The 11146-nt window shown below is 66.5% G+C and carries 13 protein-coding genes and 1 pseudogene; 9 read left to right on the top strand and 5 right to left on the bottom strand.

Annotated elements, in window-relative coordinates; genetic code table 11:
- The 3 genes from DQ229_RS02340 to DQ229_RS02330 form a co-directional block, all read right to left on the bottom strand.
- Positions 1-743 (bottom strand): vWA domain-containing protein (locus tag DQ229_RS02340; protein ID WP_202909492.1); only part of this gene is annotated, 743 nt, incomplete at its 3' end.
- A gap of 294 nt (positions 744-1037) precedes the next feature.
- Positions 1038-1901, bottom strand: coding sequence for an NAD(P)-dependent oxidoreductase (locus tag DQ229_RS02335; RefSeq protein ID WP_114964666.1), 864 nt, complete (start codon positions 1899-1901; stop codon positions 1038-1040).
- Between the two features lie 48 nt (positions 1902-1949).
- The gene (locus DQ229_RS02330) at positions 1950-3236 is read right to left on the bottom strand and encodes an alpha-hydroxy acid oxidase (protein WP_114964665.1); all 1287 of its coding nucleotides are present in this window, start codon (positions 3234-3236) and stop codon (positions 1950-1952) included.
- 381 nt (positions 3237-3617) lie between these two features.
- Here DQ229_RS02330 and DQ229_RS02325 point away from each other — a divergent pair, with 381 nt between their 5' ends.
- The 5 genes from DQ229_RS02325 (at position 3618) to DQ229_RS02305 (ending at position 7429) form a co-directional block, all read left to right on the top strand.
- Positions 3618-3989 (top strand): winged helix-turn-helix domain-containing protein, encoded by a 372-nt coding sequence (locus DQ229_RS02325; RefSeq protein ID WP_114964664.1) that lies wholly within the window; start codon positions 3618-3620, stop codon positions 3987-3989.
- Between the two features lie 64 nt (positions 3990-4053).
- The gene (gene modA, locus DQ229_RS02320) at positions 4054-4842 is read left to right on the top strand and encodes a molybdate ABC transporter substrate-binding protein (RefSeq protein ID WP_114964663.1); all 789 of its coding nucleotides are present in this window, start codon (positions 4054-4056) and stop codon (positions 4840-4842) included.
- Between the two features lie 3 nt (positions 4843-4845).
- Positions 4846-5514: a molybdate ABC transporter permease subunit gene (modB, locus tag DQ229_RS02315; protein ID WP_114964662.1), complete on the top strand. Its 669-nt coding sequence runs from the start codon at positions 4846-4848 to the stop codon at positions 5512-5514.
- The gene (modC, locus tag DQ229_RS02310; RefSeq protein WP_114964661.1) at positions 5514-6614 is read left to right on the top strand and encodes a molybdenum ABC transporter ATP-binding protein; all 1101 of its coding nucleotides are present in this window, start codon (positions 5514-5516) and stop codon (positions 6612-6614) included. The genes modB and modC overlap by 1 nt, the downstream gene beginning before the upstream one ends.
- The gene (locus tag DQ229_RS02305; protein ID WP_114964660.1) at positions 6611-7429 is read left to right on the top strand and encodes a sulfite exporter TauE/SafE family protein; all 819 of its coding nucleotides are present in this window, start codon (positions 6611-6613) and stop codon (positions 7427-7429) included. Before modC ends, DQ229_RS02305 begins: the two co-directional genes overlap by 4 nt.
- Before the next feature lie 47 nt (positions 7430-7476).
- On the opposite strand, the gene DQ229_RS02300 is transcribed toward DQ229_RS02305, so the two are convergent.
- Entirely contained in the window at positions 7477-7824 is a 348-nt protein-coding gene (locus tag DQ229_RS02300; protein ID WP_114964659.1) for a TraR/DksA family transcriptional regulator, read from the bottom strand.
- A 369-nt stretch (positions 7825-8193) separates the two neighbouring features.
- Here DQ229_RS02300 and DQ229_RS02295 point away from each other — a divergent pair, with 369 nt between their 5' ends.
- The 3 genes from DQ229_RS02295 (at position 8194) to DQ229_RS02285 (ending at position 9946) form a co-directional block, all read left to right on the top strand.
- A complete protein-coding gene (locus tag DQ229_RS02295; protein WP_114964673.1) occupies positions 8194-8691 on the top strand; it encodes a GNAT family N-acetyltransferase in 498 nt (165 codons plus the stop codon).
- Positions 8692-8701: 10 nt separating this feature from the next.
- Positions 8702-9424 carry an NYN domain-containing protein gene (locus DQ229_RS02290; protein ID WP_114964658.1) on the top strand — a complete coding sequence of 241 codons (723 nt, stop codon included), beginning with the start codon at positions 8702-8704 and terminating at the stop codon, positions 9422-9424.
- An 81-nt stretch (positions 9425-9505) separates the two neighbouring features.
- Complete coding sequence (locus DQ229_RS02285; RefSeq protein ID WP_114964657.1) at positions 9506-9946, top strand: GFA family protein; 441 nt, start codon at positions 9506-9508, stop codon at positions 9944-9946.
- Between the two features lies 1 nt (position 9947).
- Here DQ229_RS02285 and DQ229_RS16700 read toward each other — a convergent pair.
- Positions 9948-10058, bottom strand: a pseudogene (locus DQ229_RS16700) (TetR/AcrR family transcriptional regulator); the annotation flags it as partial.
- Between the two features lie 151 nt (positions 10059-10209).
- Here DQ229_RS16700 and DQ229_RS02280 point away from each other — a divergent pair.
- Positions 10210-11139 carry an AEC family transporter gene (locus DQ229_RS02280; RefSeq protein WP_114964656.1) on the top strand — a complete coding sequence of 310 codons (930 nt, stop codon included), beginning with the start codon at positions 10210-10212 and terminating at the stop codon, positions 11137-11139.
- Positions 11140-11146 lie beyond the last annotated feature (7 nt).

Below are 11146 nucleotides of genomic sequence, written 5' to 3'. Positions count from 1 at the left end.
GACCACTGCACGCGGAAGCTTTCACCGGCGCGCGCACTGTCGGGGCCGGAGATGGAGACCTCGGGCAGTTCCGGCTCGGGGGGCGGCGTTTCTTCGACGATCGGCTGGGGTGCCGGGGCAGAAACGGCGGTCATCGCCTCGGACAATTCGGCGCCCGAGTTGGTATGGAACAACATGCCCCCGGTTTGCTCGGGCAGGCAGGAGAGGGTGTTAACCTCGTCTTCGGTCATGCCGAAACCCACCACATGGGCGCGGATGCCGATGCCTTGCGCGGCCAGTTCGGCGGCCAGCGCACAAGGGTCGCCGCCGCAGTTTTCCAGCCCGTCGGTGAAAAGGATCAGGTCGGCAGATTCGGCGGTGGGCGGGATCATGTCGCGCGCCATGGCCATCGAATCGGTCAGCGGCGTCATGCCCTGGGGGTTGAGCGCGCGTAGTCTTGCCGTCAGTTCCGCCCCGTCATGGACGCTGAGCGGCGCTATGGCCTCGATGTCGGAACAATCGCCGCGGCGTGTGTGACCATAGGCAACCACACCCAGCGGGACCGAGGCGTCACGTGTCTCGAAATACTCCTCCATGACGTCACGGGCAATCTCGATCCGGGTCAGGTCGCCTTCCAGTCGGTTCCACATGGATCCGGAAGCGTCGAACACCATGATGGCGACATGATCGCCGGCACGCTCCTGTGCCGCGAGCGGTGCGCCCAACAATGCAGTGGTCATGGCCATGGCTGTCAATCGTCGCATCATCAAATCCTTTTTGCCGGTTCTTCCCCTCGGATATGCCCCGGCGCGTGCTCAATAGTCACGGTAGCCGGTGGGGCATATCCACCAGATAAAGCAGGCGAAAGGTTTCAGTGCAAAGCCTTTCTGCATCGCGCCTCTGACCCGGGTGCCGGGTTTCGGCCTCACTTGCCGGAAAAAGCGAGCCCCGGTGTCGCGCCGCGTCCTGTCTGTTTCCACGCCTGCGCATGGCCGAGCCGGCGCAGCACTCTCGGGCTGCACCGGCAATGATACTGGCGGCGGATATGGTGGGGCGTCTCAGCCCGCCTTGAGCCGTTCGGCCAGCACCTTGCCGACCGCCTCTGCCAGATCGCCCTCGGGCAGTTCGTCAAGCGGCAGGGCGCCCATGGCATCCTGGGTGCGGGCAGTGGCGGCGGGCAGGTCGCCATTCAGGCCCAGCGCGTTCAACGTCGCCGCGCTTTCGCGCATCTCGGCGGCGCGGCGCTTGCCGTGGCGCAGGGTGCGTTCGAAATTGTAGCTCACATTCTCCGGCCAGCCGAGGCCCGGATAGCTTTTGCTGAGCGAGGCAAGCACCTTCTCGAATGCCCCCGAGGCCTGTGCGGCGAGCATGGCTTCGACGGTGATCGCCTCGAGCCCCTTCACGAAGACCGAGCGCACCATCTTGATCGCCGTGGCATCGCCCGGTGCATCCCCTGCGACCTCCAGCCTGAAGCCCAGCCCGGCCAGGTCGTCGGCCAGCGCCTCGGCGGCACCGCCAGCCAGCAGCACCGGTGTTGCGTGCCCCTTGGGGTGCACCGGTGCCATCACGGCCATGTCGATATAACGCCCGCCCCGATCATCGATCAGCGCGGCGGTTTCGCGCTTGCGCCCCGGCGAGACCGAGTTGATGTCGAAAAACACCTGCCCCTGCACCAGATGCGGGACGACGGATTTTGCCGCAACCAGGCTCTGGTCGGCGGTGACGGCGGAAAAGATCCAGTCGGCCTCGCGGATCGCATCGGCTGGATCGGAGCCCTGGCGCACGCCCCGGTTCGCCATGGCTTCGGCCATTGCGTCATCCTGACGGATATCGAAGGCTGCGATCCTATGGCTGCTGCCTGCAAGCAGGCTGTCTGTGAAGGCGCGGGCGGCCTCGCCGAAACCGATGAAAGCGATATTCATGCCTGTTCTCCTCAAGAATCATGGAGGTCCCTATCAGGACCTCGCACGCTATTGCAGCCGCGTTGCGCCGGTCGTGCGCGCGGCTTTGGTCTCTGGCGCCGGAGTGGCAGCGGCCGCGGGCAGCGGCGTGCCGGCCGGCACCAGGTATCTGGATGAAAGCTCTTGAATCCCGTTCAGCCCCAGCAGCCCGAGGTTTCGGCGGGTTTCGTCATTCAGGATCGCGATGGCGCGGTCGACACCGGCACGCGCACCCACTGCGGCCGCCGCCAGCAGCGGGCGTCCCACCAGCGCGAAATCGGCCCCCAGTGCCAGCGCCTTGAGCACGTCCGAGCCGCGCCTGACCCCGCCATCGATGCCGATGCAAAGCCCCGGGCAGGCCGCGCGGATCGCGGGCAGGGCGTGCAGTGGCGCCAGCGCCCCGTCAAGCTGGCGCCCGCCATGGTTGGAAACCACGATGGCCTCGGCGCCGATCTCTTGCGCGGTCACGGCATCTTCGGGCGCGAGCAGCCCCTTGATCACCAGCTTGCCCTTCCAGCGGTCGCGGATATGGCGGATGTGATCCCAGTTCAGGTGGTCGCGTTTGCCGAAATCGCGTTCGGCATGGCGCGACAGGATCGGCGCGCCGCGCGTGGCCATCGAGTTCTCGAAATGTGGCATCCCGTCTTGCGCCAGCGTGCGCATGAACGTGCCCAGCGACCAGCGCGGATGCGTCATCCCCTGCCACAACAGCCGCAGCGTGGGCCGCAACGGCCGGGTGAACCCGTTGCGGGTGTTGTTTTCGCGGTTGCCGGCGATCACCACGTCGATGGTGACGACAAGCGTGCCGAAGCCTGCCGCCGCTACCCGGTCGAGCAGCGCGTCGATCCGCTCATGCTCGCCGGGCACATAGGCCTGGAACCAGGCGTCCGGGTTGACCTCGCGGATCGCTTCAAGCGGGGTGAGCGACGAGCCGCTGAGCACGAAGGGAATGCCCGCATCGCGCGCCGCAGCGGCCAGCACCGCGTCGCCCTGATAGCCCATCAGCGCCGCAAGCCCCATCGGCGCGATACCGAAGGGCGCCTTCCATTGCTGACCCATGATGCTGGTCGCGATGTTGCGCTCGCGCACCCCCACCAGCGAACGGGGCACGAAATGCCACGACTGGTAGGCGTTGAAATTCGCGTCGAACGAGGCGCCGGTTTCCGCCACGCTGGCCAGATAGCCATATATCGCCAGCGGCAGATGCCGCGCGGCGGCGCGTTCGAAATCGCTCAGCGACAGCATACGCTCCATGCGCCGCACCGCGCGGGCAGGGCGATGATCGGCGGTCGAGATGCGGGCGGGAAGCTGGCTCATTGCGCGGTCCCCCCGCAGGCGGACTGTTCCGCAAGACCCGCGCAGGGCATCGCTGCCGCGAACGGCGCAGAAGGCAGGCTGTGACATGAATCTCGGGAGCCGATTGCGGGCGCGCAGAGGTGATAACCGTTCAAGGGTGACAGGCAATCCATAGGTTTCTTCCGGTTCACGATGTTACTTCCGGGGGTGATGCGCATCTGCGCCATCAGACGGCATCTAGGTCGCACCAATCGGCGCGGCTGTCCAGCAGGACTGCCGGTGTATTGCAGCCCGATCGGGGCGACTTCGCCTTTCTGCGGCGATTCCCGCAGGTCAGGGCAGCTGCGCGGCCGGTTTGCCAATTCTCTTGCGTAACTTCGCCGGGCAGGAGAAAACACCGGCATGACACAGCAACCTCCCCGCGCCCGCCTGCGTGTTCGCATCGTCTTTGACAGTCACGGCATGGTCGGCCCCGGCAAGGCCGAGTTGCTGGAGTGGATCGACCGGACCGGCTCGATCGCTGCGGCCGGACGCGAGATGGGGATGAGCTACAAGCGCGCCTGGATGCTGATCGAAACGCTGAACGCCATGTTTCGCGCGCCGCTGGTGGAAAGCACGCGCGGCGGCCCGCGCGGCGGCGGCGCCACCCTGACCGAGGCCGGGCGCGAGGTATTGCGCCTTTACCGCGCCTTCGAAGAGCAGGCCGCAAAGGCCGGCGATGCGCAGCTCGAGGCGCTGCGTGGACTCCTTTCGGATATTCCCCCAGGAAAATAACGCTTGCTCCGGCGGCGAACTTCCTGCGATATGTTCTGCGAGACATATCTGAGCCGGAGTGCCGATGCCATTTTCCGTTTTCCGCCGTGTGTGCCTTTCGTTTCTGGCTGTGTTCGCGCTGACCGTGTCGCCGCTGAAGGCGCAGGATCGCGCGCCGGTTGTCGCGGCCGCTTCGGACCTGCAGTTCGCGATTGCCGAAATCGCCTCCGCCTTCACCGTGCAGACCGGAATGCAGGTGCGGCTTTCGCTCGGCTCGACCGGAAATTTCGCCCGCCAGATTCGCGAAGGCGCCCCGTTCGAGATATTCATGGCTGCTGACGAGAAGTTCATCGCCGACCTGCACGCTGATGGCTTCACCCGCGACGAAGGCGACCTCTATGCCGTGGGCCGGGTGGTGATTATGGCGCCGCACGGCGCCAGCCTCGTTCCCGACGCCGAGTTGAACAACCTGGCCGAGATGCTGGCGGCGGGCCGGATCAGTCGCTTCGCCATCGCCAACCCCGAACATGCGCCCTACGGGATGCGCGCGCGCGAGGTGCTGCAATCCCGCGACCTGTGGGACGATCTGCAGCCTTTTCTGGTGCTGGGCGAGAATGTCAGTCAGGCGGCGCAGTTCGCGCTGTCGGGCAACGCCGAAGGGGGCATCATCGCCTATTCGTTGGCCCTCGCGCCGGAGGTCGGGCCCCGCGGCACCTATGAACTGGTCCCGGAGGACTGGCACGAACCACTGCGCCAGCGCATGGCGCTTCTGGACGGCGCGGGCGAGGTCGCCGAGGCCTTCTACGCCTATTTGATGGAGCCCGAGGCCCGCGCGATCATGGAGCGATACGGCTTCGCGCTCCCTGGCGGCTGAGCCATGGACTGGACCGCGCTTTTCCTCTCGCTGCGCCTTGCCGGATGGACGGTGGTGATCCTGCTGCCGGTTTCGGTGCTGGCGGGGCGGTATCTGGCTTATCGGCAGTTTCGCGGCAAGGGCGTGGTCGAGGCGCTGGTGATGTTGCCGCTGGTGCTGCCGCCCACGGTCTTCGGCTTTTATCTGCTGGTGGCTTTCGGGCGCGGCTCGCCCATCGGGCAATGGTGGCAGGAGGTCTTCGGCAGTCAGCTTGTGTTCAGCTTTCAGGGGCTGGTGGTGGCTTCGATCATCTTCAACCTGCCCTTTGCGATCCAGCCTGCGCAGCGGGGGTTCGAGGCCGTCGCCACAGAACTGCGCGAGGCGGCCGCCTGCTGCGGCCTGTCGCCCTGGCGCAGCCTGTGGAAGGTGGAGCTGCCGCTGGCCTGGCCTGGCGTGGTGACGGCAATGGTGCTGACCTTCGCGCATACGCTGGGCGAATTCGGCATCGTGCTGATGGTTGGCGGCTCGATCCCTGGTGAAACAAGGACCATCGCCATTGCCATCTATGACAGGGTGCAGGCCTTCGATGACCGTTCGGCGGCGGTCATGTCCCTGGTGCTGGTCGGCATTTCGCTGTTCACCATCGCGCTGACCTTCTGGCTGTCCTCGCGCCTGGGGCGGAGGCTGTCCTGATGGCGCTTGAGGTCATGGCACAGGCAGCTGCGCCCATCCCGCTTGACGCGGTATTCCGCGTCGCGTCCGGCGAGTTGCTGGCGCTGGTCGGGCATTCGGGTTCGGGCAAGACGACGCTTCTGCGCACGATCGCCGGGCTGTGGCGACCCGAAGTCGCAAGGGTAAGCGTGGACGGGCAGGCCTGGCTCGACACCGCCGCGGGGGTCAACCTGCCGCCGCACCGCCGCCGTCTGGGCGTGGTATTCCAGAGCTACGCGCTGTTTCCGCACATGACGGCGGCGCAGAATGTCATGGCGGCGATGGATGCTCCCGACCCGGCCGAGGCTGGGCGCATTCTCGATCTGGTCAATCTGCACGGGCTGGCGGCGCGCAGGCCCGCGCAGCTTTCGGGTGGGCAGCAGCAGCGCGTGGCACTGGCCCGTGCGCTGGCCCGCCGCCCGCGCGCGCTGCTGCTCGATGAACCTTTCTCAGCCGTTGATCGCGGCACGCGCGAGCGGCTTTACAGCGAGGTCATCGCCCTGCGCGCGCATCTGAACATGCCCGTGGTGCTGGTCACGCATGATGTGAACGAGGCGCAGCTTCTGGCCGACCGGATGGCGGTGATAGAAAAGGGCCGCATCCTGCGCGAAGGCACCACTGCCGAGGTCATGTCCGACGCGCAGGCCCTGCGCGCCATGGGTATCCGCGAGGTGGCGGTGATGCTGCCCGCCACCATCGCCGGGCATGATGCCGACGGGTTGACCAGGCTGGAGACCGCGGCCGGGCCGCTCTATCTGCCGGCGGTCGCGGGCCGCCCCGGTGCGGGCGTGCGCGTGCGGATCATGGCGCATGAGGTGATCCTGTCGCGTGCCCGCCCCGAAGGGCTTTCGGCGCAGAACATTCTTGCCGGAACCGTGATGCGGATCGTCCCTGGCAAGGGGCCGGCCGTTACCGTGCATGTGGCGGTTGGCGGGCACGAGATTCTTGCCCGGATCACCCGCCGTGCCGTCGAACAGATGGCCCTTGCCCCCGGCGATCCGGTTCACGCGATTCTCAAGACCATGTCGGTGGCACGCGATCATGTGGCGCAGGCGCCCGCCGGCCAGTGGCAGGCGGAATGACCCGCCCGGCGCGCCCCGGCCTTTCCTTCGGCATCGGCGCGGTCGTTGGCACGGCAGGCGGGCTGATCGGTCTGGGCGGTGCCGAATTCCGCCTGCCTGCGCTGGTGGGGGTGCTCCGCTTTTCCATGCGCGAGGCAATCGTGGTGAACCTGGTGGCAAGCTTCGTGGTGCTGACCGCGGCCCTGCCTTTCCGCACCGCCACCGTTCCCGTGGCCGAAATCCTGCCCCACATGCCGGCCGTGCTGGCGATGCTGGCAGGTTCGATGTCGGCGGCATGGCTGGGTGCGGGCTGGCTGCACCGGGTGCCCGACCGGGCTTTGGGGCGGCTGATCCTGATCCTGCTGGTCGTGCTCGGCCTCGTGCTGATTGCCGAAGGGCTGTTCGCGACCCAACCACAGCGGCTGGCGGGTGAGGGGCTGGCCGCCACCCTCCTTGCCGCGGCGGCCTGCGGCGTGGTGATCGGGCTTGTTTCGTCACTCCTCGGCGTGGCGGGTGGCGAGTTGATCATCCCCGCTTTCATCCTGTTGTTCGGCGTGGATGTGAAGCTGGCGGGCTCCTTGGCGATCCTGGTGGGGCTACCGACCATCGCGGTGGGGCTGTCACGCCATTTCGGGGCCGGCGCGGTGCTGCGTCAGAAAGCGCAGTGGCGTGGCACCATCCTGCCGCTTGCCGCAGGTTCCATCTGCGGCGCGATTCTCGGAGCGCTGGCGCTCGGGGCGGTGCCGTCGCAGGCGCTCAAGATCGGGTTGGGGCTGATCCTGATCTGGTCGGCCTGGGGGGTGTTTCGCCACCTGCCCGCGCCCGCGCGCCGCTAATTGCGTGCCGCCTCGCCGTTTGCCGCCCGCTTGCTCCGTGCGCGGGCTCAGCTTGCACAGGAGACGCAGCGCATCAGCGTGGGGTCCAGATCGAGGCGTTTGAAGCCGATAAACGTGCCGCAATCCTCGCACCAGCCGAAGTCATCCTCCTCCAGCCGCTTCAGGGCTGCCGCGATCGCCCGCTGCCGGCCGCTTCGGCGCGCTTCCTGCGCGGCGGCCATGGCCTGTTGCTGCATGGCATCCATCCGGCTCAGCCGCCCCACGCTTTGCTGATCCAGTTCGACAGGCCGGCGGTTGGCGGCCGTCTCGCCCGAGGCCTGGCGCAGTGCTTCGGCCTCGGCCTGCAGGCGGGGCAGATAGCGGGCGCGCAGCTCCTCGATATCCGGATCGCTCATGCTCGCAACGGAGCATGAAACCCGCCGCCCCGCAAGGGCAGGGCCACCGATGCTGGCGCGAACCTTCTCGCGCAAACGCAACCGCCGCCATTGCAGGGCAATGGCGGCGGTGTTTGCGGCGGTTCCAAAGGGACGAATCAGCCGCGCATTTGCCGGCTCGTCATTGTGTATTCCGATACTATCCATGCACCATGAGGCTGGGCACAATCATTTGCCTTCACATGGTGGTTTCCTGCAAGGGCTTGGTTGTATAAGGGGGCTGTGCCATCAGCTATCGTTGGCCTAGGGCCATGGAGGGGCAAGATTTCAACCATTGAATCCGTGAGCATCCGCCCCGTCACCGCAGCCGATCACCCCGCGCTGTGGGAGATGCTCGAACCAGTCTTCAGCGCCGGCGACACCTATGCGATCGATCCGGCCATTCCCCGTGATGCGGCGCTCGCCTACTGGTGCAGCGGAAACCACCGTGCCTTCATCGCAGAAGGCCCTCTCTTCTTGGAAAAAATATCCTCGGGGGGCGGCGCCGAAGGCGCCGGGGGGCAGACAGCCCCCCTGACCCTGCTGGGCAGCTATTACATCTGCCCCAATCAGCAGGGCGGCGGCGCCCATGTCTGCAATTGCGGCTTCGTCACCGCGCCACAGGCGCGCGGGCGGGGCATTGCACGCGCGATGCTGAACCATGCCCTGGACACCGCGCGCGCCATGGGCTTTCGCGCCATGCAGTTCAATTTCGTTGTCGAGACCAACACCCGTGCCATCGCCATCTGGCAAAGCCACGGCTTCGCTGTGGTTGGTCGCCTGCCGGGCGCCTTCCGCCACCCCACGCAGGGCTATATCGATGCCCTGGTGATGTATCGCAATCTTTGAAAGGATTCTCATGGCCCGTGCCGGTATCCCGCTGCTTGCCGTCCTGATCGACGCCGACAATTCGAGCCCACAATGGGCCGAGGCCATCTTCGAGGAGATCGCCGCGCTGGGCGAGGCCAGCGTGCGCCGTATCTATGGCGATTTCTCGCGCCCCGCGATGAAGGGCTGGAACGATCGCCTGGCGGGTCTGGCGCTGGTGCCGCACCATTCGCCCGCCAACACGGTGGGCAAGAACGCCTCCGACATCGCGCTGGTGATCGACGCGATGGACCTGCTGCATTCGGGCCGGTTCGATGGCTTCGTGCTGATCTCGTCGGACAGTGATTTCACCCGCCTCGCCTCGCGCATCCGCGAACAGGGGCTGGATGTTTACGGCATTGGCCAGCAAAAGACGCCCGAGGCCTTCCGCAAGGCCTGCAAGCGCTTCATCTTCGTCGAGAACCTGATGGCCACCGATGAAGAGCCCGACCCCAGGGCCCCGCGCGAGAAATCCCCCCGGAAGCTGGCACCATCGCAGGCGGTGCCGCTGATCGAGGCGGCGATGCGCGCCATCGGCGAGGATGAGGACTGGTATTCGCTGGGCCAGATCGGCCAGTTCATCATTGCCGCCAACCCCGATTTCGACGCCCGCACCTATGGCAGCGCCAAGCTCAGCGATCTGGTCGCCAAGACCGGGAAGTTCGAGATGCGCAAGGGCGAAGGCAACCAGACGGTGGTGCGCGCCAAGGGCTGACGTCTGCCGGGCGATTCCCTGAACTCCGAATTTCTGCTATGGTTCCTCCGTTTGGAGTGAAGCTAGGGGAGGAGGGTTGCAATGCCGGAATCAACATCAGCCGTCCATTCGGGCACCTGCTTTTGCCATTCCGTAGAGTTGCAGGCCGAAGGTGGACCATTCGCCATGGGATATTGCCATTGTGACGATTGCCGCCACTGGAGCGCGGGGCCGGTCAATGCCTTTACGCTCTGGCCGCGCGACGCGGTGCGCGTGACAAAGGGCGCCGACCGGCTCGCCATCTACCGCAAGACCGAAGCCAGCCACCGCATGTACTGCACCGAGTGCGGTGGTCATGTCATGACCGACCATCCCGGCGGCGATTTCACCGATGTTTATGCGGCCATCCTGCCCACGGTCCCGTTCAGGCCCGAAGTGCATGTGCATTACGCGCATTCGGTCCTGCCCATCCGTGACGGACTGCCGAAATACCGCGACGTGCCCGCCGAAATGGGCGGCTCCGGCGAAATGATGGCAGAGTGACGCGCGCGGCCTCCAGAAACAGAAGCCGCTTGTCAGGGAAATAGCTGCAGGGCGCGGCCTTCGGCGCCCCGGTGACGCGGGCCATCTCATCGACGCGCGCGCCTTCGTGGCCCGCGGGGCATCGTGGTCTCCTGCTTTGACTTGGGCCACCCGCCACGGCCAGAATGGACCGAACGGTTCAGTCCCGGCGCGTATCGCCTGCCTGTCGCGCGTATCCGCCGTGGCTGGTGCGGGTCTGGGGGGTGTGCTAACGGCTTGGCGTCATGATCGAGGTGTTTCTGCAGACGCTGCCGTTCTTCGGGCTTATCGGGCTAGGGTACTGGGCCGGGCGCAGCGGCTTCTTCAGTGCCGAGGCGACAGCCTATCTGACCAAGTTCGTTTTCTATTTCGCACTCTCGGCGCTGCTGTTTCGCTTCGCTGCAAACCTCTCGCTGGCCGAGGTGTTCGATTCCCGCTTCGTCGCGGCCTATCTTACCGGGAGCATCGCGGTTTATGCCCTGGCCACGCTGATCGCCCGGCTTCGCCGCCGCCCGGTGACCGAGGCCGCGATGGAGGCGCAATGCGCGGTGATCGGCAATACCGGATTTCTGGGTGTGCCGATGCTCGTCGTGCTGCTGGGCGAGGCCGCGGCGGGGCCGGTGCTGATGGTGCTGGCGCTCGATCTGATCGTGTTCTCCAGCCTGATCACGCTGATCGTCACGCTTGCGCGCGAAGGCCGGCTCTCGGCCGAGTTGCCGCGCATCCTGCTGGGCGGGCTGCTGCGTAACCCGATGATCGTGGCGATGGGGCTTGGCCTCGGCTGGTCGGCCATGGAGGCCCCGGTGCCGGGGCCGCTCAACGAGTTCCTCGCGATCCTCGGCGCGGCGGCGACGCCGGGCGCGCTCTTTGCCATTGGCGCGCAGCTCGCCACCAAGTCGGCCGAGCGGATGACGGTCGCCGGCTGGCTGTCCTTCGCCAAGCTGGTGCTGCATCCGGCGGCGGTGGCCTTTGCGGCGCTGGTGATCTTTTCTGTCGAGCCATTCGCCGCAGGGGTGATGATCGCCGCCGCCGCCTTGCCGGTGGCGGGCAATGTCTACATGCTGGCCCAGCATTACGGGGTGGCGCCACAGCGGGTATCGGCCGCGATCCTGCTTTCCACGGCGGCGAGCATCGCGACCGTGCCCGTGGTGATCGCCTTGATTGGAACACTTTGAACAGGCT

This window comes from Alkalilacustris brevis, from assembly GCF_003350345.1.
Taxonomy (GTDB): Bacteria; Pseudomonadota; Alphaproteobacteria; order Rhodobacterales; family Rhodobacteraceae; genus Alkalilacustris; species Alkalilacustris brevis.
The sequence above is the reverse complement of the archived record's forward strand: the minus strand, read 5'-3'. Positions and strand labels throughout refer to the sequence as shown.

Excerpts from the sequence above, each read along its gene's own strand:
- DQ229_RS02335 (WP_114964666.1), bottom strand. The coding sequence starts at position 1,901 with ATGAATATCGCTTTCATCGGTTTCGGCGAGGCCGCCCGCGCCTTCACA.
- DQ229_RS02330 (WP_114964665.1), bottom strand. The coding sequence starts at position 3,236 with ATGAGCCAGCTTCCCGCCCGCATCTCGACCGCCGATCATCGCCCTGCC.
- DQ229_RS02325 (WP_114964664.1), top strand. The coding sequence starts at position 3,618 with ATGACACAGCAACCTCCCCGCGCCCGCCTGCGTGTTCGCATCGTCTTT.
- modA (WP_114964663.1), top strand. The coding sequence starts at position 4,054 with ATGCCATTTTCCGTTTTCCGCCGTGTGTGCCTTTCGTTTCTGGCTGTG.
- modB (WP_114964662.1), top strand. The coding sequence starts at position 4,846 with ATGGACTGGACCGCGCTTTTCCTCTCGCTGCGCCTTGCCGGATGGACG.
- modC (WP_114964661.1), top strand. The coding sequence starts at position 5,514 with ATGGCGCTTGAGGTCATGGCACAGGCAGCTGCGCCCATCCCGCTTGAC.
- DQ229_RS02305 (WP_114964660.1), top strand. The coding sequence starts at position 6,611 with ATGACCCGCCCGGCGCGCCCCGGCCTTTCCTTCGGCATCGGCGCGGTC.
- DQ229_RS02300 (WP_114964659.1), bottom strand. The coding sequence starts at position 7,824 with ATGAGCGATCCGGATATCGAGGAGCTGCGCGCCCGCTATCTGCCCCGC.
- DQ229_RS02295 (WP_114964673.1), top strand. The coding sequence starts at position 8,194 with ATGCTCGAACCAGTCTTCAGCGCCGGCGACACCTATGCGATCGATCCG.
- DQ229_RS02290 (WP_114964658.1), top strand. The coding sequence starts at position 8,702 with ATGGCCCGTGCCGGTATCCCGCTGCTTGCCGTCCTGATCGACGCCGAC.
- DQ229_RS02285 (WP_114964657.1), top strand. The coding sequence starts at position 9,506 with ATGCCGGAATCAACATCAGCCGTCCATTCGGGCACCTGCTTTTGCCAT.
- DQ229_RS02280 (WP_114964656.1), top strand. The coding sequence starts at position 10,210 with ATGATCGAGGTGTTTCTGCAGACGCTGCCGTTCTTCGGGCTTATCGGG.